The sequence below is a fragment of the Actinacidiphila oryziradicis genome, assembly GCF_005047355.1.
Lineage (GTDB): Bacteria > Actinomycetota > Actinomycetes > Streptomycetales > Streptomycetaceae > Actinacidiphila > Actinacidiphila oryziradicis.
This window is the reverse complement of sequence record NZ_SUMC01000001.1, coordinates 273,504-299,720: the sequence shown is the minus strand read 5'-3', so window position 1 is coordinate 299,720 and position 26,217 is coordinate 273,504. Positions and strand designations below refer to the sequence as shown.

Sequence of the window (26,217 nt, the reverse complement as noted above, 5' to 3'; positions counted from 1 at the left end):
TGTGACGCGTCACTCGCCGGCAGAAGCAGCGCGCTCAGAGCCAGCGCAGTGCGAACCACAGGTCCATGCGAGTGTCCGGGTTGTCCAGATCCGCCTCCAGCAGAGCGGCGGCGCGCCCGATGCGCTGCCGCACCGTATTGCGGTGCACTTCGAGGGCGACGGCGGTGCGGTCCCAGGAGCCGTGCAGTGCCAGCCAGGTGCGCAGCGTCTCGGCGAGCACCGGCGAGTCCAGGACCGGCGCCAGGGTGCTGCGCGCGTGCGCCCGTGCCTCCTTGGGCGCCACCAGCCCGGTCACGCCCGTCCCGCCGTTGCGGCCCTGGGCCATGGCGGTGCGGTTGGCGACCGCCCTGCGCAGTGCGCGCTCGGCCTCGGCGTCTGCGGTGGCCAGGTCCGCCAGGGATACGGGGCCGCTCACGCCGAGCGTCCAGCCGGCCTGGGCGGTGACCTCGCGGTCGGCGGGCAGCAGCAGCCGTACGGTGGCGCCTGCGGCGCCTCCGGGGTCGACCAGCGCGGTGCCGAGGCCCGCGGCGAGCGCGGAGGCGGCCAGCGCTTGTGCGGGCGCCTCCTGCTCGCCGCCCCGGCCGCCGCCGCGAGGGCTGCCGTGCACCACGGTCCACTGCTGCGGACCTCCGCCGGCCGCGCCGTGGCCGGACAGCACCGGCTCGATGTCCCCTGGGCGGGCGCCCAGCAGCAGCCGGACCAGGGCGGTAGCCCGGTCGGCGTCGGCCGGCCCGCGGTAGCGCCCGGTGAGCAGGGACAACAGCACCACCGCGATGCCGGCGATCGCGTGATCGGCGGGGTCGCGCCGCGCGGTGGCGATCACGAGCGCGAGCCCCGCACCGGGGGTGCCGCCGGCCAGCGCGTACCCGGCCAGACTGGTGGCGCCGACGGTGTCCGTCGCGGACGAGGGTGCGTCGCGTCGTCGCGCCGGGGTCGTTCCGCTCCCGATGCCGCTGGGTCCGGTGGCGTCGGCTGGCCGGACCACTGCTGCCAGCCGTTTCGCCGCCTCACTGGCGCCCTCACCGGGACGGGGCCCCGCCTCGTAAAGCTCCGCGCCGTCCCGGGCGATCAGCGCGGTCCACCCGCCGAGGCGTTGCGCGAGCTGCCGCAGCACCGCGGGGACGGGCGCGGGGCGGGCCGCGGCGGCGGCGAGGGACTGCTGGGCCTCGGTGAGGCGCCGCAGCTCGCGGTGGCGGACCTCGGCCATGGCCTGCCAGACGGCCCGGGTGACAGCGGTGAAGGGGGTTTGTGGCGGCACTTCCACCAAAGGGAGGTCGTAACGGTCGCAGGCGGCGATGAGGGCGCGCGGGGTTTCGTCGTGCACCGGGGCGAGCCCGAAACCCAGCGCCGCCGCACCGGCCTCCGCGGCACGCGCCACATAGCGGTCCAGGTACGCGCCCGAGCCGGACGCGGAGTCGAAGTGGACTCCGGCGCTGAGCAGCAGTTCGCCGCCGAGCAGATAGGGGCCCGGGTCCTCCAGCTCGCTGGTGTGCACCCACAGGATTTCGGTGCCATCGTCGCGCGGCCCGGCCACTTGCCGCAGGCCCAGATCCGCACGGGCCAGCAGGCCGGCGAGGGGCACGGGCGGGGTGGGTGGCGCCAGATGCGGAGCGAGCGGCATGTGCGTTTTATCCATCCAAATCGTCGTGGGTGGATAAAGCGTACGCTTCTGTGTAGCGCCGCAGCAACCTAGAGTCGACTGTGCGGAGCACTGAGCAGCCGATCAGGAAGCAGGTCACCATGAACGCCGCAGAGCCGCGCGGTCCCGTCGACTCCTCCCGCGTCCCGCGCTATGCGGGCCCGGCGACATTCGCCCGGCTGCCCCGCCTGGACGAGGTCGGCACCGCTGATGTCGCCGTCGTCGGCGTGCCCTTCGACACCGGCGTCTCCTACCGCCCGGGGGCGCGCTTCGGCGGCAACGCGATCCGCGAGGCCTCCCGTCTGCTCCGTCCCTACAACCCGGCCCAGGACGCGTCACCGTTCGCGCTCGCCCAGGTCGCCGACGCCGGGGACATCGCGGCCAACCCCTTCAACATCAACGAGGCCGTCGAGACCATCCAGGCTGCCGCCGCGGATCTGCTGGACACCGGCGCTCGCCTCATGACCCTCGGCGGAGATCACACCATCGCCCTGCCGCTGCTGCGCTCCGTCGCCCGCAGGCACGGCCCGGTCGCCCTGCTGCACTTCGACGCCCACCTCGACACCTGGGACACCTACTTCGGCGCCGAGTACACCCATGGCACCCCGTTCCGCCGCGCGGTGGAGGAGGGCATCCTCGACACCGAGGCGCTGTCGCATGTCGGCACGCGCGGCCCGCTCTACGGCAGGAAGGACCTCGACGACGACGAGAAGCTGGGCTTCGGCATCGTGACATCGGCGGATGTCATGCGGCGCGGTGTCGACGAGGTTGCCCAGCAGCTGCGCGAACGCATCGGTGACCGGCCGCTCTACATCTCCGTCGACATCGATGTGCTGGACCCGGCCCACGCGCCCGGCACCGGTACCCCGGAGGCCGGCGGCCTCACCTCGCGCGAACTCCTGGAGATTCTGCGCGGGCTCGCCTCCTGCCATCTGGTCTCGGCGGATCTCGTCGAGGTAGCCCCGGCGTACGACCACGCCGAGATCACGTCGGTCGCGGCCTCCCACACGGCGTACGAGCTGACCACGATCATGTCCCGCCAAGTCGCTGCCGCCAGTCAGAGCGATCGGCACAGCGCGGCGAGCCGTGCCTCCGGCGCAGGGGCGCCCGGCGAGTGAGCTCCCGCCGCCGGCATCCGGGACAAGACGTTCCTGGCTGATCGCCGACGGCGGCGGCCGCCGAAGACGCGGCGGCCCATTCGTTCACCGGGGTATCTCCGGAAGTCAACCGGCCTGGCCGCGTGAGGATCTAACGTGGCGCCCATGCGAATGCGTACCGTACTGGCCACGCTCACGGCCGGCCTCGCCACGATCACCTGCCTGACCGCCGCGGGGCCCACGGCCCAGGCCCAGGGCCATGATGTCGTGCCGCACGCCTGCTCGCCCCTTGTGAACATCGACGGGTTCTCCGACGCGCTCGACAAGACCGTCTTCGACGGCACATATGTGGGTAACCTCTCCGCTCTCGCCGTCGACACCGACGGGCGGATCGCCGCACTTTCCGACAGGTCGTCCCTGTTCACCCTGGACGCTGCCACCAAGACGCCCGCGAGTGTCGTACAGCTCGCCGACGAGAGCGGCGCGGCGTTGGACTCCGAGGCCCTCGTCATCGACCGCGACGGCACCCGGCTCATCACCTCCGAGACCGAGCCATCCATCCGCCGCTACACCCGCGACGGCGTCATCACCGGCCGCCTCCCCGTCCCCGCCGCTCTCCAGGTCGCCCCGGCCGGGCGCGCCACAAAGAATCTGACCTTCGAGGGCCTTGCCCTGCAGCCCGGTGGCCGCACCCTGGTCGCTTCCATGGAGGGCGCGCTTTCCGGCGACAGCAACGATCTCGTGCGCCTGCAGACCTGGCAGCGGCAGGGCCTCAAGCAGGAGTTCCAGCTCTCGCGGCAGTACGGCTACCGCGTCGACACCGGCCTCGGCATCTCCGAGATCACCGCTACTGGCGACGGCCGCCTCCTAGTCCTCGAGCGCGGTTACACCTCCGGCGTCGGCAATACTGTCCGCCTCTACCTCGCCGACCTCCGGGGCGCCACCGACACCAGCGGCATCGACAGTCTCACCGGCCAGGACGGTATCCGGCTCGTGGGCAAGACCCTGCTCGCAGACATCGCCGACTGCCCCTCCCTCGGCGCCACCGCCAAGCAGCCCCAGCCCAACCCGCTGCTCGACAACATAGAAGGCCTCGCGGTAACCGGACACGCCCCCGTCGGCCGGCTGCGCCTGCTGCTGGTCAGCGACGACAACCAGAACGCTGCCCAGATCACCCGGCTGTACTCGCTGACCGCCCGCCTGCCGCGCTGAATGCCGGGTCCCTCCCCGGCCGTCCGTGCCTGGGCCTGGTTTCGTTGCGGCGCTCTGTTGCAGCAGGATGAAATCCGCACGCCAGAGCGTTTCAATCTGCGGTGACACATGGAGAGTGGGAGGTCCCGGGTGGCGGCGACAAGCGCGGAGCAGGGCTGGTTCCGGCGGCTGGCGAGATACAGCTGGCACTATCGCCGCAATGTGCTGCTGGCACTCGGGGCATCGCTCGGCGGGATGGCGGTCACCGCGCTGGTACCGCTGGTGCCGAAAGTCATCATCGACGATGTGATCGTGGCGCACGACCGGCCGCTGCTGCCATGGGCGGTCGTGCTCGTGGCAGCAGCCGTCGCCGTATACGTACTTACGTACATGCGCCGCTTTTACGGCGGGCGGCTGGCACTCGACGTCCAGCACGACCTGCGGAATGAGATGTTCCGGTCGCTGATGCGGCTGGACGGCGCCCGGCAGGACGAGCTCAGCACCGGCCAGGTGGTCGGCCGGGCCACGAGCGACCTGCAATTGGTGCAGGGACTGCTGTGGATGCTGCCGGTGATGCTCGGCAATGTGCTGCTGTTCGTGCTCTCACTGGTCGTGATGCTCTTCCTGTCGCCGCTGCTCACGCTGATCGCCCTCGCCATCGCGCCCGCCCTGTGGTTCCTCGCTGATCGCAGCCGCACCAAGCTCTTCCCCGCCACCTGGTACGCCCAGGGCCAGGCAGCCGCAGTCGCCGGGATCGTCGACGGATCCGTGACCGGCGTACGCGTTGTGAAGGGCTTCGGCCAGGAGCGTCAGGAGATGGCGAAGCTGGAGGGGGTCAGCCGGAAACTCTTCGCCGGGCGGCTGCGCACCATCCGGCTGAACGCGCGGTACAGCCCGGCGATGCAGGCCGTCCCGGCACTGGGCCAGGTCGGAATGCTCGCCCTCGGTGGCTGGATGGCGGTGCGCGGGCAGATCACGCTGGGTACCTTCGTCGCCTTCTCCACATATCTGGCCCAGCTGACCGGGCCGGTCAGGATGCTCACCATGCTGCTGACGATGGGGCAGCAGGCCAGAGCCGGTGTCGAGCGGGTCTTCGAGCTGATCGACACCAAGCCGGTCCTGGAGGAGGGCGCACAGGAGCTCCCGCGCGAGTCTGCCGCGACCGTCGAGTTCGACCGGGTGAGCTTCGGCTACGACCCCCAGCGGCCGGTCCTTCGTGAACTCTCCCTGCGTGTCGACCCCGGCGAGACCGTCGCCGTCGTCGGCGCCTCGGGATCCGGCAAGTCGACGCTCTCGCTGCTGCTGCCGCGCTTCTACGACGTCACCGGCGGCACGGTACGGATCGGCGGGCAGGACGTCCGCGATCTCACCTACGACTCGCTGCGCGCCGCGATCGGGCTGGTGCCCGAGGAGAGCTTTCTCTTCTCCGACACCGTCCGCGCCAACATCGCCTATGGCCACCCGGAGGCCACCGAGGACCAGATCCTCGCCGCTACCCACGCCGCCCAGGCACACGACTTCATCAGTGCCCTGCCGCTGGATTACGACACCGTCGTGGGCGAACAGGGCCTCACCCTCTCCGGCGGCCAGCGCCAGCGCGTCGCCCTCGCCCGCGCCATCCTGACCGACCCGCGGCTGCTGCTCCTCGATGACGCGACCTCTGCGGTCGACGCCCGGGTCGAGGCCGACATCCACGACGCCCTCCGCGAGGTCATGGCGGGCCGTACAACCCTGCTGATCGCCCACCGGCGCTCCACCCTGGCACTGGCCGACCGGATCGCCGTCCTGGACGCCGGGCAGCTCGTCGACATCGGCACCCACGATGAGCTGACCGCGCGCTGCGCCCTCTACCGCAGGCTGTTGACGGACCCGGAAGCGCTCGCCGCCGACGTGGTCAAGGCCGACCCGGCCGGCCTCGCCGCCGGGCTCATATCCGCCGACGTGCCCGGCTTCGCCGACGGCGAGTCGGCGGCCACGGGCCTGGCGGTCGCTGACGACCACCCCGCCACCCTGCCGCTGGTAAGCGGCACGCGCCAGGAGGGCGGGGCTTACCGGACCGTGTTCGAGCGGCCGCACCGCGTGGACGGCATAACACCGGAGTTGTGGCCGAGCGACCGGCGCGAGGCCCGGGACCCCGCCACCGACCGGACCTCCACCACGCCTGCCGCCACAGGGGGCGGCCCCGGTGGCATGGCCGCCGCCATGGCCGGGATGCCGGCCACGCCCGAGTTGCTGGCAAAGGTGGCCGCTCTGCCGCCCGCCATGGACACTCCCGAAGTGGACGAGGGGCGGGCGCGCGAAGCAGACGCGGGCTTCGGGCTGCGTACCCTGCTGCGCGGATTCCGGGCGCCGCTGCTGTTCAGCCTCTTCCTGGTGGCTGCCGACGCCATCGCCGGGCTGCTGCTCCCCATACTGATCCGGCACGGCATCGACTCGGGGGTACGGCTGGCAGCACTCGGCGCGGTGTGGGCGGCGTCCTTCGCCGGGCTGCTGGTCGTGCTGGCCCAGTGGGCCGCCCAGTGGGGCTCCACACGGCTGACCGGCCGCACCGGCGAGCGCGTCCTCTACACACTGCGGGTGAAGATCTTCGCCCATCTGCACCGGCTCGGGCTCGACTACTACGAGCGCGAGTTGAGCGGTCGCATCATGACCCGGATGACCACGGATGTCGACGCCCTGTCGACCTTCCTGCAGACCGGCCTGGTCACCGCCCTGGTCAGCGTACTGACATTCTTCGGCATCCTGGTCGCGCTGCTCGCGATCGACGTTCAGCTGGCCCTGATGGTCTTCGCGCTGCTGCCGCTGCTCGCCGCCGCCACCTGGGTCTTCCGGCGCAAGTCCATCAAGACGTACGAACTTGCCCGCGAACGGGTCAGCGTGGTCAACGCCGAGCTCCAGGAGCACGTCGCCGGCCTGCGCGTCGTGCAGGCCTTCCGCCGGGAGCTGGGCAGCTCGGAACAGTTCGCCGAGCACAGTCACGGATACCGGCAGGCCCGGGTGCGCGGGCAGTTCCTGATCTCTGTGTACTTCCCGTTCGTGCAGTTCCTCTCCAGCGTGGCGGCGGCCCTGGTCCTGATCGTCGGGGCGCACCGGGTCAGCGCCGGCACCCTGACAGCGGGCGCGCTCGTGGCGTATCTGCTCTACATCGACCTGTTCTTCGCGCCAGTGCAGCAGCTCTCCCAGGTCTTCGACGGCTACCAGCAGGCGTCCGTGTCGCTCGGACGGATCCGGGAACTGCTGCGCACCCCGACGGCGACACCGCTCGCGGCCCGCCCGCGCGAAGTGCCGTCGCTGCGGGGCGGGATCAGCTTCGAGGAGGTGCGTTTCCGCTACGGGGCGGACAGCGCGGAGGCCCTCTCCGGGATCGATCTGCACATCCCGGCCGGGCAGACCGTCGCCTTCGTCGGTGAGACGGGTGCGGGCAAGTCCACGCTGGTGAAGCTGGTCGCTCGCTTCTACGACCCGACCGGCGGCGCGGTTCTCGTCGACGGGCACGACATCCGGGTACTGGACCTGACCGCCTTCCGGCAGCGGCTCGGTGTCGTACCGCAGGAGCCGTATCTGTTCGCCGGGACGGTCCGGGACGCGATCGCGTACGGGAAGATGGCGGCGACCGACGCCGAAGTCGAGACGGCGTCCCGCGCGGTCGGCGCGCACGAAATGATCGCGACGCTTGACGGCGGCTATCTGCACACCGTCGCCGAGCGCGGCCGGAATCTCTCCGCCGGGCAGCGGCAGCTGATCGCACTGGCCCGGGCGGAGCTGGTCGACCCGGACATCCTGCTGCTGGACGAGGCGACCGCCGCGCTCGACCTGGCGACCGAGGGGCTGGTCAACCAGGCTGCCGACCGGCTCGCCGTGCGCCGTACGACGCTGGTTGTCGCCCACCGGCTCACCACCGCCGCCCGGGCGGACCGCGTGGTGGTCCTGGACCACGGGAGGATCGTGGAGGACGGTACACACGAGGAACTCCTCGCCCGGGAAGGGCGCTACGCACAGCTGTGGCGCGCCTTCGCGGGGGAGGAGGACACCTCCTTGTCGTCGGTCGCCGGAGGAGTGTGATCCTTCGCGCCGGAGGCGGGTTGAACCCTTCTGGCGGGGCCGGGGTTACTCCCCTGGATTCGCGGGAAACCTGTGAATCCAGGGGGAGGGTGCATGCGCAAGGCGTTCAGATGGCTGCTGTCACTCGTGCTGCTCGTCGGCGCGCTCGGAAGCGGGATCACGGCCTCGGCCGCGACCGCCGACGAGCCCGACATCAAGGACCGGATCCTGGCGGTCGCCGGCATGAGCCTGATCCACGAGAAATCGGTAAGCGGCTACCGGTACTTCGTCCTCGACTACACCCAGCCGGTGGACCACAGGCACCCTTCCGAGGGCACTTTTCAGCAGCGGCTGACGATCCTTCACAAAGCCACCGACCGGCCGACGGTCTTCTTCACCTCCGGTTACGGACTGTCCACCACGGCCAGCCGCAGTGAACCGACCCGCATCATCGACGGCAATCAGGTCTCCATGGAGTACCGGTTCTTCACCCCGTCCCGCCCCTACCCGGCGGACTGGTCCAAGCTCGACATCTGGCAGGCCGCCGGCGACCAACACCGCGTCTTCCAGGCGCTCAAGACCATCTACAGCAAGAAATGGATCGACACGGGCGGCAGCAAGGGCGGGATGACCGCCACCTACTACCGGCGTTTCTATCCGCACGACATGGACGGCACCGTCGCCTATGTGGCGCCCAACGATGTCGTGAACAACGAGGACTCGGCGTACACGCGCTTCTTCAAGCAGGTCGGCACCGCCGACTGCCGCACCAGGCTCAACGCGGCGCAGCGCGAAGCGCTCATCCGCCGCGACGAGATCGTCGCCCGCTACCAGAAGTACGCCGACAGCAATGGCCTGACCTTCACTACCGTCGGCAGCGCAGACAAGGCGTACGAGAATGTCGTCCTCGACCTGGTGTGGGGGTTCTGGCAGTACCACGAGGAGTCCGAGTGCGCGGACGTGCCCGCCACGACCGTCTCCACCGATGACCTGTACACCTTCATCGACACGATCTCCGGCTTTGACTTCTACACCGACCAGGGGCTGGACTACTACACGCCGTACTACTACCAGGCGGGCACCCAGCTCGGCGCGCCGACGTTCGACACCTCATACCTGAAAGGGCTGCTCCGGTACCCGGGCATCTACCAACCGCGCTCATATGTGCCGCGTTCCATCCCGATGAAGTTCCAGCCGTCGGCCATGAGCGACATCGACGGCTGGGTACGTCACCATGCCGACCAGATGCTCTTCGTCTACGGACAGAACGATCCGTGGGGCGCGGAGCCCTTCCGGCTCGGCAAGGGGTCGCGGGACTCGTATGTCTTCTGGGCGCCCGGCGCCAACCATGGCGCGAACATCGCCAAGCTGACCGATGACGACAAGGCCGAGGCCACCGCCGAGGTGTTGGAATGGGCCGGTGTCGCCCCTGCCGCCGTCCAGGCGGACCCCGGCATGGCGAAGCCGCTCACCACGTACAACGCCAAGCTTGACGAGGGCGACAACCAGGTCCTGGACCGGCAGCGGCTCTGACGGACAGGCAGCGCAGCCGGCGTCCGCACGAGCGCGCTCAGAAGCGGCGCGCGCAGCCCTCTGCCGGGAGGCATGCGCCCCTTGGCAAGGGTAGGAGGATTTGACGCTGTACGTCACATCGTGCCGGACACCAGATTCGAGGGGACGCCGACAACCGCCGCATACTGCTGCGGCCGGACGCAGCGGATGTTCTCGTCCCCGGTCGCGATCGCCTCCGGCGCCTTGCCGGGACTGATCAGCAAGGCCGCTCCGGTCGGCTTGCAGCCCGACAACACGTACCCGAAGCGCCGCTCATCGGACCGCTGAGGGTGCGCGGACAGCTGCTTGGTTACGGTCGTGCCGCCATTACCCGGTAGTTTCGCCACGAACGCGTCCAGCCGGGTGGCATCCGTGACTTCGCCGCCCTGCGCCTGCTGCGGTTGTACGCCGGTCTCCGCCAGACGTACGAAGGCGACCGTGGTGCCCGGCCCCGCCGGATCGGGTTCCTTGCCGTCGAACCGCGGAGACTGGGGCATCCGGTCCTTCGGCACCTCGAACACAACCAGGACCTGATTGGACACCAGGCACTCCTGCGGCGGCTCCGGCTGGTCGAGGCCGAGCACCAGCCGGCTGCCGGTGGCGAACAGTGCCGCGTCCGTCGCCGCACTGCATCCTGTTGGCGCGGACCAGCCCACCAGTACATTGCGCGAGAAATCAGTCGTCGCGGCCCTCTGTGCGATCTTCCTTGCCGCCTCGGGCTCCGAGGCGGCGAACCAGCCGGGAAACCGCGCCAGTTCCCGCTCGTCATCCAGCACGGTGTGCACCAGCGGCGCGCCGCGTACCCCGGCGTCGAAGTACACCTGTCTGGCCTCGATTCCACGCTCCGCGGGGGAGCCGGAGCGGGAGCCGGACGGAGAGGGGCCGCCACCGGTGCTGTCGGAAGGAGGCGCACCGGTGGCGGGCTGCTGCTGGCCGCAGGCGGCGGAGAGGTTTGTCAGCGACGCAGCCAGCAGCGCGACCAACACCACCTTGCGGAGATTCTCCAGCAGCATGCGGATGGGACGGGCAGGGCGGCAAAGCGGTTCCCCTGGGAGCGCCGCGAATCCGGACATGTGCCTATCCTGGACGCGTGGCGGTCCGTGCGCCGCGCCCCGTACTCCGTACGGGCGATGGTGAGACCCGCCGGGCGCGTCACCAGGAACGTGGCGGCCAGTGCTCCCGCAACACCCGCACCGTCTCGGTGATCGCCGGGCGCCGCGACGCCCCCGTACGCCACAGCGCGAACAGCCCCCGCACGGGCGTCGGATCGAGCGGCACCGCTGTCACCTCATCCGGCAGCGGCCCGCGGCCCAGCCGGGGCACAAGAGCGATGCCGAGACCGGCCGCAACCAGCGCCAGTTGCGTCTGGTACTCGGCCACGTGGTACGCCACCTCAGGCTCGGCGCCCGACGAGCGCAAAGTCCGCAGCAGCCAGTCGTGGCACACGGTGCCCGGCGGCTGGCAGATCCAGCGGGCATCCAGGAGGTCGTCCCGTACGATCCCCGGGCGTGTCGCAAGCGCGTGCCCGGCCGGCACCAGCACATCGCAGGGGTCCTCCCCGATCGCCGCCCGCTCCAGCCCTTCGGGCGCGGGCAGCGGCGCGATATCCCAGTCGTGTGCGACCGCCAGATCCACCACCCCGCGCGCCACCAGCTCCACCGACCGGTGCGGGTCCTGCTCGACCAGCCGCAGATCCAACGACGGGTGCTCCGCCGTCAACCGTGCCAGCACCCCGGGCAACAGCCCCCGTGCCGCCGTCGGAAACGCCGCCACCGTCAGCCGCCCGGCCGGACGCCCGCGCTGTTCCTCCAGGGCGACCTCGGCCTCTTCCACGATCGACAGCAACTGCTGCGCGGTGGCGACCAGCAGTTGTGCCGCGTCGGTCAGCGCCACACCGCGCCCCTGGCGCTCCAGCAGTGTTGTGCGGGTCTCCCGCTCCAACTTCGTGATCTGCTGCGACACCGCCGACGGTGTGTACCCCAGCGCGGTGGCCGCCGCCCCCACCGAACCATGCGTGTGCACCGCGTGCAGCGCCCGCAGCCGCGCCAGATCGAGCATCGATCCCACCCTTTAGGAACAGTGAAGACAACCATGCAAAAAACATCGCTGGTGCTAAATCCTAGCCAGCCGCGATGCTCACCTCATGCGTCCTGCCCACCTAGCTCTCGCCGTCCTCGTCGCCGCAGTCTGGGGCGTCAATTTCGTTGTCATCGACATCGGCCTCGACCACTTTCCGCCCCTGCTCTTCTCCGCGCTCCGCTTCCTCGTGGCGGCCCTGCCCGCAGTCCTCTTCGTCCCCCGCCCCAAAGTGGCCCTCAAATGGGTGATCTCGGTCGGCCTCGTCCTCGGAGTCGCCAAGTTCGGCCTGCTCTTCATCGGCATTCACCAGGGCATGCCTGCCGGCTTCTCCTCCCTTGTCCTCCAGATCCAGGCCGTCTTCACCGCACTCCTCGCGATCACCCTCCTCGGCGAGCGTCCGAGCCGCATCCGCCTCACCGGCATGGCCATCGCCCTCGCCGGGATCGTCGTCGCCGCCGTCGACGAAGGCTCCTCGGGCCCGCTCGGCGCCTTCGCGCTCGTCATCGCGGCCGCGGCCTTCTGGGGCCTGTCCAACATCCTCACCCGCAAAGCCGCCCCACCCGACGCCCTCAGCTGGATGGTCTGGCTCAGCCTCGTACCGCCGCTGCCCCTGCTCGCACTTTCCCTCCTCTTCGAGGGCCCCGCCGCCGACCTGGCCGCGCTGCGCGCTCTCGACTGGAGCGGCGCCGGCGCGGTCGTCTACGTGGCGTGGATCTCCACCGTCTTCGGCTTCGGGGCCTGGGGCTTCCTGCTGCGCCAGTACGAGGCCTCGGCCGTCGCCCCCTTCTCGCTGCTCGTTCCGGTCTTCGGGATGTCGTCGGCCGGGCTGCTTCTCGGCGAGAGCGTGAGTCCGCTGCGCTGGGCGGCGGCGGTGCTGCTTGTCGGCGGGGTCGCCATCACCTCGACCGGCCGGCGTCCGAGCCGGCGCCCGGACGGAAACCACCTGCCGCCCCGGACACGGGTGCCGTCGCCCCCGGCCGTCCATGGTGCGCGGTCACCGCTTCCATAGCGGCCGCGTAACCGGGTCCGCCTGCGGCGCTTTCCCCACCCCGCGGGCACAACCCGGCCACCGGCCCGCATGTGGCGGGAAATCAGCCCAGGCGTCCAGGGGCCGGCGCCGCGGTGGAGGCCCGGGCCATCAGCTCCGTGCGGATGGTGGCGACACCGCCCGGGGGCGGCGCCTGCCGCCCCATCACCAGGCGCCCGGCACGGGCCCCCGCCTCCTGCAAGGGGATCCGCACCGTCGTCAGTGCGGGCACGGCGTCGACGCTGAACGGAAGGTCGTCGAACCCGGCGACCGATACATCGCCGGGGACGCTCAGCCCTTGGTCGCGCAGAGCCGCACAGACGCCCAGGGCGACGGTGTCGTTCGCGGCGACGACCGCGGTGAGGCGGGGGTCGCGGCGTAGCAGCTCCAGCGCGGCGTCGTACCCGGACGACCGGTCGTAGTACCCGTAGACGGTGAGGTGTTCCGCGCCGGAGTCCAGCCCGGCGGCGGCGAGGGCCGCCCGGTGTCCCTCGAGCCGGTGCCGGGTGGTGGTCCGCTCTGCGGGCCCGGCGACGTAGCCTATGCGGCGGTGGCCGAGGGAGAGCAGGTGCTCGGTGAGCCGCTGCGCTCCGCCCCGGTTGTCGAACGCGACGGTCATGATGAGTGAGTCGTCGACGCCGGGCAGCGCCTTCAGCGGCGGCCGCCCGCACAGCACGATCCGCGTTCCGGAGGCGGCCAGCCGCGCCAGCCGTCCGGCTACCGCATGCGTGTGCCCAGTGCCCTCGACGGCGCCGCCGGTCAGGACGACGCCGGCGGCACGCTGCCGCTCCAGCAGCGTCAGGTAGTTGAGCTCGGCCTCCGGGGAGCCCCCGGTGTTGCAGACCACGGCGAGCTTTCCGCCCCCGGCTCCGGGGGCTTCGCCGGCCCCGCTGATCTCGCTCTGGACAGCGCTGGAAATGAGCCCGAAGAAGGGGTCGGCGACATCGTTCACGAGGACGCCGACCAGATCGGACGTTGCGGCAGCCAGCGCGCGGGCATGCCCGTTGACCACGTAGTCCAGATCATCGACGGCCCGCAGCACCCGCTCTCGTGTGCTGCCGGCGACAGGATAGTTACCATTCAGGACGCGTGAGACGGTCGCGGCGGACACTCCGGCACGCGCCGCGACGTCGGCCAGGGTCACTGCCATCGCTATCTCATCCTCCGGGTTGCCGCCGGGCCCACCGCCCGTAGCGGCACATGTTCTCACCTCCGGGTGGCGCCGGGGAGCGGACCTGCGACGGAGCTGTGGAAGGGGCCTTGTCGCAGAACCTCCACCAGCTTAGTGTCAGCATACGTGCAAGCGCTTTCTGCCGAGGAGTCGCCCGTGTCCGCCCCCCGCATCCGTGCTGCTGTCGTCGGCACCGGCGCCATCGTCACCGACTCGCATCTGCCCGCGCTGCGAGCCCACGCCGACCGCGTCGAACTCGTCGCGGCGGTCGATATCGACCCGGACCGCGTCAAGGTGTTCCGTGAAGCGGCCGGCGAAGATGTGAGCGGCTACTCCGACTTCGACGCCATGCTCGCGACCGAGCGTCCCGACCTGGTTCTCATCGGTACCCCGCCCGCCTTCCACCGAGTCCAGACGGTGGCCGCGCTGCGTGCCGGGGCCTGGGTCCTGTGCGAGAAGCCGCCGTGTCTGTCCCTTGCCGAGTACGACGAAATCGTGGCGGCCGAGGGCGCGGAATCGGGACCGTACGCCGCGATCGTCTTCCAGCACCGCTTCGGGTCGGGTGCGGTGCACGCCCGCGAACTCCTCGCCTCGGGTGAGCTCGGCGAACCGCGTGTGGTGCACTGCCAGACGACCTGGTACCGGAACGCCGCGTACTACTCCGTGCCGTGGCGCGGCACCTGGGCCAGCGAGGGCGGCGGTCCCGCCATGGGCCATGGCATTCATCAGATCGACCTGATGCTGGACCTGCTGGGTGGCTGGTCCGAGATCCGTGCGATGGCCGCCCGCCTCGTGCACGACGTCGAGACCGAGGACGTCTCCGTCGCCACGGTCCGCTTCCCGAACGGCGCGCTGGGCACGGTGGTCAACAGTGTCCATTCACCCGATGAGGTGAGCAGGATCCGTATCGACTGCGCGGACGCGACCGTCGAGCTGACCCACCTCTACGGTCACGCCAACCGAGACTGGCACTACACCCCGGCCCCGCATGTGCGCGCCGACACTGACCGCGTCGCGCGCTGGAGCACCCCGGACCACGACGTGCCGAGCTCCCACGTCGCCCAGATAGGTGAACTTCTCGATGCCATGCAGGCCGGGCGGAGGCCCCGTAGCTCGGGACCGGACGGCCGTACGAGCCTTGAGTTCATCGCCGCGCTCTACAAGTCCGCCTTCACCGGCCGCCCGGTGCTGGCGGGCGAGATCGGCCCCGGCGACCCGTATTACACCGACCTGAACGGCGGCCACCCGCAGTGGGCGCCCCGAGCCAAGGAGGCCCGATGAGCGACCCGATCACCGTCACGCACGTCCACGGCCAGGAGATCTCTGTCCAGTCCTCCGGCACCGAGCTGCTGCGCTATGTCTACCGGCCGGACCCCGAGGCGTTCGAGTCGCGCAAGCCCTACGCCCACCCGCTGCGCACCCTCGCGGGCCGTACGGTCACGGGCTACCGCCCGAACGACCACCGCTGGCACAAAGGCCTGCAGATGACCGCCAGCCATGTGTCGGGCCAGAACTTCTGGGGTGGCAATTCCTACCTCTCGCCCGAGAAGGGCTACCAAGCGGTCCCCGAGCGGGTCGGCTCCATGCGCCATGATTCCTTCGAGGCGATCCAACCGGCGGAAGACCGCCTCGACTTCACCGAACGCCTCAGCTGGCTCGCTCACTCCGGCGACCACTGGGCCGACGAGCGCCGGGAGATAGCGGTTCACTCGGTCGAAGCGGCCGAGGGCGCCTGGGCGCTGGACTGGTCGATCCACCTCACCAACGCGCGCGACATGCCATTGCGCTTCGGTAGTCCCACGACCGCCGGGCGCGAAATGGCCGGCTACACAGGCCTGCACTGGCGCGGCCCGCGCGACTTCAACGGCGGCACGGTGCTCGCGGGCGGCGGCCTGGCGGGCGAGTCGCAGACGATGGGGCAGCAGGCGCCGTGGCTGGCCTTCGGTGCGACCCATGACGAGGTCGACGCGAGTTCGACGCTGGTCTTCGCGCACGCGCCCGAGAACGCCGACGCGATCCACGAATCGCATTGGTTCGTGCGGTCCGAGCCGACCCCGACGGTCGCGTTCTCGTGGGCGTTCCATGAGGAGTTCGAGCTGCCGCGAGGGGAGTCCTTCGCCTACCGCTACCGGGTGGTCGTCGCCGACGGGGAGTGGGACGCGGGCCGCGTCGAGCAGTACCTGAAGGCTCACGCCTGGTGAGGTGAGGTGAGGTGAGGTGAAAGTGAGGGCCCAGTGGTGGCCCCCGCGCGATGACACCACATCCGCCGGACGTCCGAAAAACCGAGGAGGCCGGAATGACTCACGAACCGCACAGGACCGCGTCCCTGAATATGTCCCCGGACGCGTCCCCGCCGCCGACCGGCCAGGGGCCGGTGCCTCCACTGCCCGGCGCGATCGGGCTGTCGAACCTGCGGCCGTACGACTGGGAGGCCGCGGACGGCGTCTGCGGCGGCAGTCCGCACATGCACCTGGCCTGTACGGAGGCCTACGTCGTCACCGGGGGACGCGGCGCAGTCCAGACCCTCACCCCGAACGGCTACCGGGAGACCCCGTTGGAGCCGGGCGCCCTGGTCTGGTTCACCCCGGGGACCGTGCACCGCATGGTGGAGGGCGACGGCCTGAGCGTCACTGTTCTGATGGAGAACGCCGGGCTCCCGGAGGCGGGCGACGCCGTCTTCACCTTCCCCCCGTCCGTACTGGCGGACCCGGCGGCCTACGCCCGCGCCGCCACTCTGCCCTCGCCCGCCACCCCGGGCGCTACCGGGCCCGAGGCGCTGGCGCGGGCCGCGCGGAGGCGCCGTGATCTGGCTGTCGAGGGCTATCTCGTGCTGCGCGAGGCTCTGCGGCGAAGTGACCCCAAGCCCCTGCTGGCCTTCCACCAGGCCGCTGCCCGGCTCGTCGCGCACAAAGCTGCGACATGGCAGGAGCGCTGGCGCACAGGTGCCCTCGCCGCTGCCCAGCGCACGGGCGACCACTTGCGGGCGCTGGCCGCAGCCGACCCCGCGCACCTCGCCGAGGCGCAGGTCGCCACGACGGGCCCCTCCCTCCGCGACGGCTACGGCATGTGCGGTCGCCGCGACGAGTACGCCCTGGAAGGAGCGACTCTGCCGTACGGCTACCGGACGAGTAAGAGGCCGCGCGAATAGGTGGGGCGGCGTCGCGTGCCGAGCTGTGACATCAGCCGACTCCGTCGGCGGGGGCGCCTGGAAGTGTTGCCGTCGGTGTCGGTCGACGACTCTCCCCCAGACTCCGTCCGGGAGGTGCCCCCCACCAAGCTCTCGGCTCCGCTCGAGCAGGGGGCACCCCCATCGCGTCGCCTCGCCCCCAGCCTTCGGCCGGGAGGTGCCCCCAGGAGGTGCCCCCACCTCCGCCTTGCCGGACTTGCCCCTCGCCCCGCTCCTTCCTCCACCCCACCTATTCGCGCGGCCTCTAAGTCCTTTGTCGCTTCGCTTCCTTCGGGCGGATGACGCCCGCCGGGACACGGACCTTCTCCTCCGGTCGCACCCGCCGCCGTCCTCGGTGTCCTCGCCGCTGCCCTCGCCCACGCGTTCGAGTCATCCCTGGGCCGCTGGCGGAAGTCTAGCAAGCGCTTTCCCTCCAGTAAGCAACCCCTTGTCGAAACTCTTCTACTACGGCTACCGTAGCCTGCGGGAAAGCGCTTGCTATCGGCCGGTGGCCGGTCGACCGAGAGGAACCCTCACGTGACACGTAAGACAGTGCGGATCGCCATGAACGGCGTCACCGGCCGCATGGGCTACCACCAGCACCTCGTCCGCTCGATCCTCGCGTTCCAGGAGCAGGGCGGGCTCGACCTCGGCGACGGCACCATGCTGTGGCCGGAGCCGGTCCTCGTCGGCCGCCGCGAACATGCGCTCAGAGCCATCGCCGAGCAGCACGGCCTGGAGCACTGGTCCACCGACCTCGACGCGGTGCTCGCCGACCCGAGCATCGAGATCTACTTCGACGCCCAGGTGACCTCCGCCCGCGAGGAGTCCGTCAAGAAGGCCATTGCCGCCGGTAAGCACATCTACATCGAGAAGCCGACCGCCACGACTTTGGAAGGCGCCCTCGGCCTGGCCCGTCTCGCCACCGCCGCAGGAATCAAGCACGGCGTGGTGCAGGACAAGATCTTCCTCCCCGGCCTGCTGAAGCTGAAGCGGCTGATCGACGGCGGCTTCTTCGGCCGGATCCTCTCCATCCGCGGCGAGTTCGGCTACTGGGTCTTCGAGGGCGACTGGCAGAGGGCCCAGCGCCCCTCCTGGAACTACCGCTCCAAGGACGGCGGCGGCATCGTCGTCGACATGTTCCCGCACTGGGAGTACGTCCTCAACGGGCTGTTCGGCCGGGTGAAGACCGTCCAGGCGCTCGCCGCGACCCACATCCCGCAGCGCTGGGACGAGCAGGACAAGCCGTACGACGCCACCGCCGATGACGCCGCGTACGGCATCTTCGAGCTCGAGGGCGGCGCCATCGCCCAGATCAACTCCTCCTGGGCGGTTCGTGTCAACCGCGATGAACTCGTCGAGTTCCAGGTGGACGGTACGCACGGCTCAGCCGTCGCGGGCCTGCGCAACTGCCGTGTCCAGCACCGCTCGGCGACCCCCAAGCCGGTCTGGAACCCCGACCTGCCGGTCACCGAGTCCTTCCGCGACCAGTGGCAGGAGGTCCCGGACAACAACGAGGACGGTCTGACGAACGGCTTCAAGACCCAGTGGGAGCTCTTCCTGCGCCACGTTTTCCTTGATGAGCCCTACAGCTGGGACCTGCTGGCCGGTGCCCGTGGCTTGCAACTCGCCGAGCTGGGCCTGAAGTCCTCCGCCGAGGGCCGGCGCTACGACGTCCCGGAGCTGACCCTGTGACGATCATCCACCTGCCCGCCGCCGACGGCACGCTGTACGCCTATGAGCCCCGCACCAGCCCCACGGCCCACGCGGCCGCCGGCGGCGAACTGCGCAGCCGTATCGTCTATTCGGCCGCCCATGTGGTCGCCGACCCCTTTCGTTCGGCACCCGACGAGCCCGCCGCCGTCGACTGGGACGCGACCCTCGCCTTCCGCCGCCACCTGTGGTCCCACGGCCTCGGCGTCGCCGAGGTGATGGACACCGCCCAGCGCGGCATGGGCCTGGACTGGGCCGGTGCGGCGGAACTGATCCGGCGCTCCTCCGCCGAGGCCAAGGCGGTCGGTGGCCGGATCGCCTGCGGCGTCGGCACCGATCAGCTGACCGCACCCGCCGCGACCCTCGACGAGGTGCGAGCCGCCTATGAGGAGCAGCTTGCCGTCGTCGAGGACTCGGGCTCCCAGGCCATCCTCATGGCGAGCCGCGCGCTCGCCGCTCTCGCCAAGGGGCCCGAGGACTATCTGGAGGTCTACGGCCACCTGCTGCGCCAGGCCGCAGAGCCGGTCGTGCTGCATTGGCTGGGCCCGATGTTCGATCCGGCTCTGACCGGCTACTGGGGCAGCGAAGACCTCGACGAGGCCACCGAGATCTTCCTCCAGGTGATCGCCGCCCACCCCGACAAGGTCGACGGCATCAAGATGTCGCTTCTCGACGCCCAGCGCGAGATCGATGTCCGCCGCCGTCTTCCCGGGGGAGTGCGCTGCTATACCGGCGACGACTTCAACTACCCCGAGCTGATCGCGGGTGACGACCAGGGCTTCAGCCACGCCCTGCTCGGCATCTTCGACCCGCTCGCGCCCCTGGCCGCTGCGGCCGTCCGCATCCTTGACACCGGCGACAGCGAAGGCTTCCGGGCACTTCTCGGCCCCACCGTCGAGCTCTCCCGGCACCTCTTCGGCGCTCCGACCCGGTACTACAAGACCGGCGTCGTCCTTCTGGCCTGGCTGGCCGGCCACCAGTCGCACTTCACGATGCTCGGTGGTCTGCAATCGGCCCGCTCCCTCCCGCACCTGGCCCGCGCCTACGAACTCGCCGACCGCATCGGCCTCTTCCCGGACCCGGCGCTGGCCGAGTCCCGGATCCGCCAGCTCCTCACGCTCCACGGAGTCTCCCATTGACCACTGACAACCGGGATCCGAGCCTGAACCTGGCCCGCCTCAGCATCAATCAGGAAACGGTCAGGCAGCTCTCCATCCCCGAGCTGGCCGACGGCGTCACCGGCCTCGGCATCACCGGCATCGGGCTCTGGCGCGCGCAGACACAGGAGTACGGCGTGGAAGCCGCCGCCAAGCTGGTGCGTGACGCGGGCCTCACCGTCACATCCCTCTGCCGCGGCGGCTTCTTCACCGCCTCCGACCCCGCCGAGCGTGCCGCCGCCCTGGCCGACAACCGCACCGCCATCGACGAGGCCGCCACTTTGGGCACCGACACCCTCGTCCTGGTCTCCGGCGGGCTCCCGGCCGGAGACCGCGACATCGCCGCCGCCCGCGAGCGCGTCGCCGACGCAATCGCCGAGCTCGCCCCTTACGCGGGCGAGCGCGGCGTACGCCTGGCGATCGAGCCGCTGCACCCGATGTACGCCTCGGACCGGTGTGTGGTCTCCACCATCGGCCAGGCACTCGACATCGCCGAGCGCTTCCCGGCCGAGCAGGTCGGAGTGGTCGTGGACACCTACCACATCTGGTGGGACGACACCGTGGCCGCGGGCATCGCCCGCGCGGGCGCCGGAGGCCGAATCGCGTCCTTCCAGCTCGCCGACTGGATCACACCGCTCCCCGAGGGCGTACTGCTCGGGCGCGGCCAGCTCGGCGACGGCTGTATCGATCTTCGTGGTTTCCGTGAGCAGGTGGACGCGACGGGGTTTTCCGGTGCCATAGAGGTGGAGATCTTCAACCCGTCCCTGTGGGCGCGGGACGGCGCCGAAGTCCTAGCCGAGATCGCCGGCCGGTACCGCCGCCATGTGCTCTGAAGGAGCCCCCGGAACGGTCTCTGACCGGGCCCGGAGCGGGCTCTGAAAAAATCTCCAGGAAATTTCTGCCGGGCGTGCAACCTTCGCCAGGGGTCGCGGGTCGTACTCAGCGTCAGGGCCGACAAGGGGGCTTGGGAGGCCCTGGCAAGGGGGGATGCGGTACCCGGAGGGGGGCTCGGGGTGCCGCAGGGGAGGGAACGCCTAAGGGGTCCGGCTTCGGCCGGACCCCTTTCGCAGTATGCCGCCCCATCGATTCGCCCGGGCTCTAAGTACGGGCGCGGTCGGCGAGGACGGACGCGACGACCGGGATGATCGCGTCGAGCGCTCCGGTGAGCGCCGAGACGGGAAGGCCGCTCTTTTCGGACACGGCGAGGGCTGCCGGTCCGGCCGCCTTGCCGAGCAGCGCGATGAGGGGGCCGTCGCCCGACCGGCCGGCCGTGGCCTGCTCCATGGCCTGGCACAGCTCGGCGGTGCCGCCCGGAGTGATGGATTCATCGGTCAGCACTCCGGTCAGCGAGGCGACGGAATCCCCGACAAAGCGCCGCACGTCGTCGGCGTCGCTGCCGAGCAGCCCGGCGATCTCCTGGAGCCGGTCGTCACCCAGCTGCTCCAGCACCTCGTCCTTCAGCGGTCGGTCGCTCATGTTCCGGACGGTACGCGGGAAGCGGTGGCTCGGCCTGCTGACCGCGCCCGTACGGAGTCAAGCCCCACCGGAGTGGGCTCGTACGGAGTGAGCCGGTCAGGAGGTCAGAACGGGACGCCGCAGCGCAGGATGACATTGGCGTAAGGCTGCGCCTCGCCGGTGCGTACGACGAGCTTGGCGTCGCGGGTGCGGGTCTTGAAGTCCTCGTGCGGGATCAGTTCCAGGGTGTCGGGGAAGGAGCCGTCCAGGAGCGCGGACGTCGCGGCGTTGTGGCCGCGTATTTCCTTGGCGGCGACGGCGCCCTCCACCACGAGTTCGTCGAGCAGTCCCTGGAAGACCTCGGCGAAGGACGGCACTCCGGCCCGGAAGGCCAGGTCCACCACCATGGGGCCGGCCGGTATCGGCAGGCCGGCGTCGCAGATGACGACCAGGTCGGTGTGGCCGAGCATGGCCAGCGCGCCGGCTAGGTGGCGGTTGAGGATTCCGGACTTCTTCATATGGCCGCAGTCACCTCTTCCAGAGTGGGGAAGGACGCCTGGGCCCCGGCCTTGGTGACCGCGGCGGCGCCGACCCGGACCGCGAACCGTACGGCCGTCTCCAGATCGTCGCCGGTGCCCAGCCGCCAGGCCAGGGCCCCGGTGAAGGCGTCCCCGGCCCCGGTGGTGTCGACCGCCTCGACGGAGGGGCTGGGGATCCGGAGAGCGCCGCTCGGGTCGGCCACGAGGGCCCCGGCCGCGCCCATGGTGACGACCACTGAGCGGGGCCCCTGGACCAGCAGGGCGCTGGCCCAGTCCTCCGGGGTGTCCCCGGCGTCCGCGCCCAGCAGGAATCGCGCCTCGTGCTCGTTGACGACCAGCGGGTCGCAGGCTGCGAGCACTTCGGCGGGCAGTGGCGCGGGCGGCGAGGGGTTGAGGACGACCCGGGAACCGGCGGCCGTCGCGGCGCCCACCGCCGCGGTGACTGTGTCGATCGGGATCTCCAGCTGGAGCGACACCACACGGGCGGCGGCCAGCAGTTCCCCGGCGCCACGCACATCCTCGACGGAGAGCCGGGCATTCGCGCCGGGGGAGACCACGATGCTGTTGTCGCCGGAGGGGTCCACCGTGATCAGTGCGACCCCGGTAGGTGCCCCGCCGGCAAGGATGCCGGTGGTGTCGACGCCTGCCGCTCCGAGCGAGTCGGCCAGCAGTCTGCCGTGGGCGTCGTCGCCGACTCTGGCCAGCAGAACCGTATCTGCTCCGAGCCGTGCGGCAGCGACCGCCTGGTTGGCGCCCTTGCCGCCCGGGTGGGTGGCCACATCGGAGCCGAGTACTGTCTCACCGGCCGCGGGGCGGCGGTCGACGCGGATCACCAGGTCGGCGTTGGCCGACCCTACGACCAGCAGGTCGTAGCCGTGCATCTGTGAATTCCCTTCAGAAGGCCGGAGGCCGGGAGGCCCCGGACGTCAGGACGAGAAGCTGGCGACGTTCGCCGAGGTGACCACCTTCACCGGCACCTTGACCGGGTTCGTGACCTTTTCACCCTTGGACGCCTTGACGGCGTTCTGCACGGCCAGCTTGCCGAGCTCCGACGGCTGCTGCGCGACGCTCGCGGAGAGCGTGCCCGCCTTGACCGCGGCCAGGCCGTCCGGGGTGCCGTCGAAACCGACGACCTTCACCGACTTGCCGGCCTTGCTGCCCAGCGCCTTGATCGCGCCGAGCGCCATCTCGTCGTTGGCGGCGAAGATGCCGGTGATCCCGGAGTGCGCCTGGAGCAGGTTGGTGGTGACGTCCAGGCCCTTGGTGCGGTCGAAGTCCGCGGGCTGGGAGGCGACGACCTTGATGCCCGGGTAGGCCTGCAGACCCTCTGTGAAGCCCTGCTCGCGCTCGTTGGCGGCCGAGGTGCCCGCGGTGCCCTGGAGGACCAGGATGGAGCCCTTGCCGCCGAGCTGGTCCGCGATCGTCTTGGCGGCGAGTTTGCCGCCCGCGATGTTGTCGGAGGCGACGGTGGTGGCGACGGTGCCCTTGTTCACGGTGCGGTCGACGGCGACCACCGGGATCTTGGCCTTGTTGGCGGACTTCACCGACGGCGCGGCGGCGTCGGAGTCCACCGGGTTGAGGATGATCGCCTTCACGTTCTGGCTGATGAAGTTCTGGACCAGGTTCGCCTGCTGGGAGGCGTCGTTCTGGGCGTCGGTGACTGTGAGGTCGACACCCTCCTTCTTCGCCTCCGCGGAGGCTCCGGCCTTCAGCTGTACGAAGAAGGGGTTGTTGAGAGTGGAGATCGACAGACCGATCTTGGTGCTGGAGGAGCTGGACGAACCGGAGTTGCACGCGGTCGCGGTGAGGGCCAGCGAGGCTACGACTGCCGCCGTGACAGTGATCTTTTTCGGGCTCATTGCTGCTTCCTTGCAAGTGAAGTGAACATGACGTGTGTGAAACGGATCAAGATTACGAAGATCAGGCGCGGCGGCGCAGGGTATCGAGCAACACGGCCAGTGCGATTACCACGCCGATGACGACCTGCTGCCAGAAGGACGACACGGACAGGAGGTTGAGGCCGTTGCGGAGCACCGCGAGGATCAGCGCTCCGATGAAGGTGCCGGACGCCTTGCCGACCCCGCCGGAGAGGCTGGCACCGCCGATGACGACCGCGGCGATCGCGTCGAGTTCGTAGCCGTCGGCGGCCTGCGGCTGAGCGGAGGCCAGCCGGGAGGCGAGGACGATGCCCGCGACGGCGGCGAACAGCCCGGACAGCCCGTAGATGATCAGCTTCTGGCGCTTGACACGGATACCGGAGAGCCGGGCCGCCTCCTCGTTGCCGCCGATGGCGTACATGGTCCGGCCTACGTACGTACGGCCCAGGATCACGGCGGTGACGACACCCATCGCGATCATCACGAGGACCGGGACCGGCAGCCAGCCGCCGAGGGTGTCGCCCAGGTGGGAGATCGAGTCCGGGAAGGCGATCGGGCTGCCCTGGGAGATTACCAGGGAGAGGCCCCGTCCGATCGAGAGCATCGCCAGAGTGGCGATGAACGGCGGCAGCTTCCCGAAGGAGATGAGCGCGCCGCTGACCAGGCCGCAGGCTATGCCGGTGGCTATGGAGAGCAGCACGGCGATCCATACCGGGACGCCCTCGTTCGTCGCCGTCCAGGCGAGTACGGTCGCGGAGAGCGCGGCCACCGAGCCGACGGACAGGTCGATGCCCGCCGAGACGATCACGAAGGTGACGCCGAACGCCAGGATCGCGGTGACCGCGGCCTGGACGCCGACATTGAGCAGGTTCTGCGTGGTCAGGAAGTCGCCGGAGAGCAGCGACAGGGCCACGACCAGGACTACCAGGGCGCTGAGCGCACCATTGTTGAGCAGCATGCGGCGCAGATGCGCCGCGTTGCCGTCCCCGCCCTTGCCCGGGCCGGTGCTGCTTTTGAGCGTGTCAGTGGCCACGGGAGCCCTCCACATCCTTTACTGCCAGCGCCATGACGGCGTCCTGCGTCGCTTCTTGTGCGGGAAGTTCGCCGGCTATCCGGCCCTTGGCCATCACCAGGATCCGGTCGCTCATGCCCAGCACCTCGGGGAGGTCGCTGGAGATCATGAGGACCGCGTGCCCGGAGGCCGTCAGTTCGTTGATGAGCTGATAGATCTCGACCTTGGCACCGACATCGATGCCCCGGGTCGGTTCGTCGAGGATCAGCACCTTGCTGTCGGCCAGCAGCCACTTGCCGATGACGACCTTCTGCTGATTGCCGCCGGACAGGGTGCGCACCTGCTGGTCGAGCCCGGCCATGCGCACCTTGAGCTGCCCGGAGATCTTGTCGGCTGCGCGCCGCTGGCCGGCCCGGTCCACAAAGCCGGCGCGGGTGGCACCGCGCAGCGTGACCAGGCCGAGGTTCTCCTGGACGGTGGCGTCGAGCACCAGGCCCTGGCCCTTGCGGTCCTCCGGTACGAGGCCTATGCCGGCGTCCATCGCGGCGTTGACATTGTGCCGGGGCAGCGTCCGGCCGAGCACCTCGACGGTGCCGTTGTCGTACGGGTCGGCGCCGAAGACAGCGCGTGCGACCTCGGTGCGGCCGGCGCCGACCAGCCCGGCGAGGCCCACGACCTCGCCGGCCCGGACCTCGAATCCGACATCGTGGAAGGTGCCGTTGCGGGTGAGCCCGCTGACCTTGAGCAGCGGGACCGCTGCTTTCTTCGAGGAACCGCGTTCGCGCGGGTACTGCTGCTCGATGCTGCGCCCCACCATGAGCCGTACAAGCTCGTCCTCGGGCGTGTCGGCGGGGACCTGCTGGACACTGCGGCCGTCGCGGAGCACGGTCACCCGGTCGCCGAGGGCGGCGATCTCCTCAAGATGGTGGGTGATGAAGACGATGCCCACACCGTCGGTGCGCAGCTTGCGGACGATACGGAAGAGCTTGTCGACCTCTCCGGTGGTGAGGACGGCGGTCGGCTCGTCCATGATGAGAATGCGGGCGTCGAGGCTGAGCGCCTTGGCTATCTCCACCATCTGGAGCCGGGCGATGCCCAGCTCGCGCACCTGGGCCCGCGGGTCGATGTCCACCCCGACCCGGGCCAGCAGCTCGACGGCGTCGGCCTGCATCTTCTTGCGGTCGATGAAGCCGTAGCGGCGCGGCTGGCGGCCCAGGAAGATGTTCTCGGCGACGCTGAGGTCGGGGACGAGGTTGAACTCCTGGTAAATGGTGGCGATGCCGAACCGCTCGGCGTCCTGTGCGCTGTGGATGCGGGCTTCGGTGTCGTCGACGAAGATCCGGCCCCCGTCGGGGCGGTAGGCACCGGAGAGCATCTTGATCAGGGTGCTCTTACCGGCGCCGTTCTCGCCCAGCAGGACGTGCACCTCACCGGTACGGAGGTCGAAGTCGACGCCGTCCAGTGCCACTACGCCGGGGAAGGTCTTGCGGACCCCTTCCATA

General features: G+C 70.3%; 19 protein-coding genes and 2 pseudogenes. 11 read left to right on the top strand and 10 right to left on the bottom strand.

The features are described 5' to 3' along the window. Window positions 1-34: 34 nt before the first annotated feature. Window positions 35-1,636 (bottom strand): PucR family transcriptional regulator, encoded by a 1,602-nt coding sequence (locus FCI23_RS01390; RefSeq protein WP_136721542.1) that lies wholly within the window; start codon window positions 1,634-1,636, stop codon window positions 35-37. A 104-nt stretch (window positions 1,637-1,740) separates the two neighbouring features. On the opposite strand from FCI23_RS01390, the gene speB reads away from it, so the two are divergent. The 4 genes from speB to FCI23_RS01370 all read left to right on the top strand — a co-directional run bounded on the left by speB (window position 1,741) and on the right by FCI23_RS01370 (window position 9,501). Beyond that, window positions 1,741-2,757: an agmatinase gene (speB, locus tag FCI23_RS01385; protein ID WP_136721541.1), complete on the top strand. Its 1,017-nt coding sequence runs from the start codon at window positions 1,741-1,743 to the stop codon at window positions 2,755-2,757. A gap of 144 nt (window positions 2,758-2,901) precedes the next feature. Next, complete coding sequence (locus tag FCI23_RS01380; RefSeq protein WP_136721540.1) at window positions 2,902-3,948, top strand: esterase-like activity of phytase family protein; 1,047 nt, start codon at window positions 2,902-2,904, stop codon at window positions 3,946-3,948. A gap of 129 nt (window positions 3,949-4,077) precedes the next feature. After that, the gene (locus FCI23_RS01375) at window positions 4,078-7,989 is read left to right on the top strand and encodes an ABC transporter ATP-binding protein (RefSeq protein WP_246143204.1); all 3,912 of its coding nucleotides are present in this window, start codon (window positions 4,078-4,080) and stop codon (window positions 7,987-7,989) included. Window positions 7,990-8,082: 93 nt separating this feature from the next. Next, window positions 8,083-9,501, top strand: coding sequence for a S28 family serine protease (locus tag FCI23_RS01370; protein WP_136721538.1), 1,419 nt, complete (start codon window positions 8,083-8,085; stop codon window positions 9,499-9,501). 113 nt (window positions 9,502-9,614) lie between these two features. Here FCI23_RS01370 and FCI23_RS01365 read toward each other — a convergent pair whose 3' ends face one another. Next, window positions 9,615-10,532, bottom strand: coding sequence for a hypothetical protein (locus FCI23_RS01365; protein ID WP_136721537.1), 918 nt, complete (start codon window positions 10,530-10,532; stop codon window positions 9,615-9,617). 139 nt (window positions 10,533-10,671) lie between these two features. Beyond that, on the bottom strand, window positions 10,672-11,577 hold the full coding sequence (locus FCI23_RS01360) for a LysR family transcriptional regulator (RefSeq protein ID WP_136721536.1): 906 nt from the start codon (window positions 11,575-11,577) through the stop codon (window positions 10,672-10,674). A gap of 85 nt (window positions 11,578-11,662) precedes the next feature. Between FCI23_RS01360 and FCI23_RS01355 the strand changes: the two genes are divergently transcribed. Beyond that, window positions 11,663-12,607: an EamA family transporter gene (locus tag FCI23_RS01355; RefSeq protein ID WP_136721535.1), complete on the top strand. Its 945-nt coding sequence runs from the start codon at window positions 11,663-11,665 to the stop codon at window positions 12,605-12,607. An 82-nt stretch (window positions 12,608-12,689) separates the two neighbouring features. On the opposite strand, the gene FCI23_RS01350 is transcribed toward FCI23_RS01355, so the two are convergent. Beyond that, a complete protein-coding gene (locus FCI23_RS01350; protein ID WP_136721534.1) occupies window positions 12,690-13,775 on the bottom strand; it encodes a LacI family DNA-binding transcriptional regulator in 1,086 nt (361 codons plus the stop codon). Between the two features lie 177 nt (window positions 13,776-13,952). Here FCI23_RS01350 and FCI23_RS01345 point away from each other — a divergent pair, with 177 nt between their 5' ends. The 6 genes from FCI23_RS01345 (at window position 13,953) to FCI23_RS01320 (ending at window position 20,665) form a co-directional block, all read left to right on the top strand. Next, entirely contained in the window at window positions 13,953-15,077 is a 1,125-nt protein-coding gene (locus tag FCI23_RS01345; protein ID WP_246143203.1) for a Gfo/Idh/MocA family protein, read from the top strand. Beyond that, window positions 15,074-15,997 carry a DUF6807 domain-containing protein gene (locus FCI23_RS01340; protein WP_136721532.1) on the top strand — a complete coding sequence of 308 codons (924 nt, stop codon included), beginning with the start codon at window positions 15,074-15,076 and terminating at the stop codon, window positions 15,995-15,997. Before FCI23_RS01345 ends, FCI23_RS01340 begins: the two co-directional genes overlap by 4 nt. Before the next feature lie 131 nt (window positions 15,998-16,128). After that, entirely contained in the window at window positions 16,129-16,944 is an 816-nt protein-coding gene (locus FCI23_RS01335) for a cupin domain-containing protein (protein ID WP_136721716.1), read from the top strand. A gap of 555 nt (window positions 16,945-17,499) precedes the next feature. Next, window positions 17,500-18,657, top strand: coding sequence for a Gfo/Idh/MocA family protein (locus tag FCI23_RS01330; RefSeq protein ID WP_136721531.1), 1,158 nt, complete (start codon window positions 17,500-17,502; stop codon window positions 18,655-18,657). Further along, window positions 18,654-19,814 (top strand): dihydrodipicolinate synthase family protein, encoded by a 1,161-nt coding sequence (locus tag FCI23_RS01325; protein ID WP_246143202.1) that lies wholly within the window; start codon window positions 18,654-18,656, stop codon window positions 19,812-19,814. Before FCI23_RS01330 ends, FCI23_RS01325 begins: the two co-directional genes overlap by 4 nt. Beyond that, window positions 19,811-20,665, top strand: a complete 855-nt coding sequence (locus tag FCI23_RS01320; RefSeq protein ID WP_246143201.1) for a sugar phosphate isomerase/epimerase family protein — start codon at window positions 19,811-19,813, stop codon at window positions 20,663-20,665. The genes FCI23_RS01325 and FCI23_RS01320 overlap by 4 nt, the downstream gene beginning before the upstream one ends. Window positions 20,666-20,930: 265 nt before the next feature. Here FCI23_RS01320 and FCI23_RS01315 read toward each other — a convergent pair whose 3' ends face one another. From FCI23_RS01315 to FCI23_RS01295, 6 genes and pseudogenes are all read right to left on the bottom strand, one after another. Beyond that, window positions 20,931-21,308 (bottom strand): DUF937 domain-containing protein, encoded by a 378-nt coding sequence (locus tag FCI23_RS01315; RefSeq protein WP_136721530.1) that lies wholly within the window; start codon window positions 21,306-21,308, stop codon window positions 20,931-20,933. Window positions 21,309-21,412: 104 nt separating this feature from the next. After that, complete coding sequence (rbsD, locus tag FCI23_RS01310; protein WP_136721529.1) at window positions 21,413-21,805, bottom strand: D-ribose pyranase; 393 nt, start codon at window positions 21,803-21,805, stop codon at window positions 21,413-21,415. Further along, on the bottom strand, window positions 21,802-22,707 hold the full coding sequence (gene rbsK / locus FCI23_RS01305) for a ribokinase (protein ID WP_136721528.1): 906 nt from the start codon (window positions 22,705-22,707) through the stop codon (window positions 21,802-21,804). Before rbsK ends, rbsD begins: the two co-directional genes overlap by 4 nt. A gap of 45 nt (window positions 22,708-22,752) precedes the next feature. Beyond that, window positions 22,753-23,619 (bottom strand): annotated as a pseudogene (locus FCI23_RS63535) (substrate-binding domain-containing protein); the annotation flags it as partial. A gap of 130 nt (window positions 23,620-23,749) precedes the next feature. After that, window positions 23,750-24,736 (bottom strand): annotated as a pseudogene (locus FCI23_RS63530) (ABC transporter permease); the annotation flags it as partial. Next, window positions 24,726-26,216, bottom strand: coding sequence for a sugar ABC transporter ATP-binding protein (locus FCI23_RS01295; RefSeq protein ID WP_136721713.1), 1,491 nt, complete (start codon window positions 26,214-26,216; stop codon window positions 24,726-24,728). The pseudogene FCI23_RS63530 and the gene FCI23_RS01295, both read right to left, overlap by 11 nt. Between the last annotated feature and the right edge of the window lies 1 nt (window position 26,217).

Coding starts and splice junctions, on each gene's coding strand:
- FCI23_RS01390 (WP_136721542.1), bottom strand. CDS start 1,636: ATGGATAAAACGCACATGCCGCTCGCTCCGCATCTGGCGCCACCCACC.
- speB (WP_136721541.1), top strand. CDS start 1,741: ATGAACGCCGCAGAGCCGCGCGGTCCCGTCGACTCCTCCCGCGTCCCG.
- FCI23_RS01380 (WP_136721540.1), top strand. CDS start 2,902: ATGCGAATGCGTACCGTACTGGCCACGCTCACGGCCGGCCTCGCCACG.
- FCI23_RS01370 (WP_136721538.1), top strand. CDS start 8,083: ATGCGCAAGGCGTTCAGATGGCTGCTGTCACTCGTGCTGCTCGTCGGC.
- FCI23_RS01365 (WP_136721537.1), bottom strand. CDS start 10,532: ATGCTGCTGGAGAATCTCCGCAAGGTGGTGTTGGTCGCGCTGCTGGCT.
- FCI23_RS01360 (WP_136721536.1), bottom strand. CDS start 11,577: ATGCTCGATCTGGCGCGGCTGCGGGCGCTGCACGCGGTGCACACGCAT.
- FCI23_RS01355 (WP_136721535.1), top strand. CDS start 11,663: ATGCGTCCTGCCCACCTAGCTCTCGCCGTCCTCGTCGCCGCAGTCTGG.
- FCI23_RS01350 (WP_136721534.1), bottom strand. CDS start 13,775: ATGGCAGTGACCCTGGCCGACGTCGCGGCGCGTGCCGGAGTGTCCGCC.
- FCI23_RS01340 (WP_136721532.1), top strand. CDS start 15,074: ATGAGCGACCCGATCACCGTCACGCACGTCCACGGCCAGGAGATCTCT.
- FCI23_RS01335 (WP_136721716.1), top strand. CDS start 16,129: ATGTCCCCGGACGCGTCCCCGCCGCCGACCGGCCAGGGGCCGGTGCCT.
- FCI23_RS01315 (WP_136721530.1), bottom strand. CDS start 21,308: ATGAGCGACCGACCGCTGAAGGACGAGGTGCTGGAGCAGCTGGGTGAC.
- rbsD (WP_136721529.1), bottom strand. CDS start 21,805: ATGAAGAAGTCCGGAATCCTCAACCGCCACCTAGCCGGCGCGCTGGCC.
- rbsK (WP_136721528.1), bottom strand. CDS start 22,707: ATGCACGGCTACGACCTGCTGGTCGTAGGGTCGGCCAACGCCGACCTG.
- FCI23_RS01295 (WP_136721713.1), bottom strand. CDS start 26,216: ATGGAAGGGGTCCGCAAGACCTTCCCCGGCGTAGTGGCACTGGACGGC.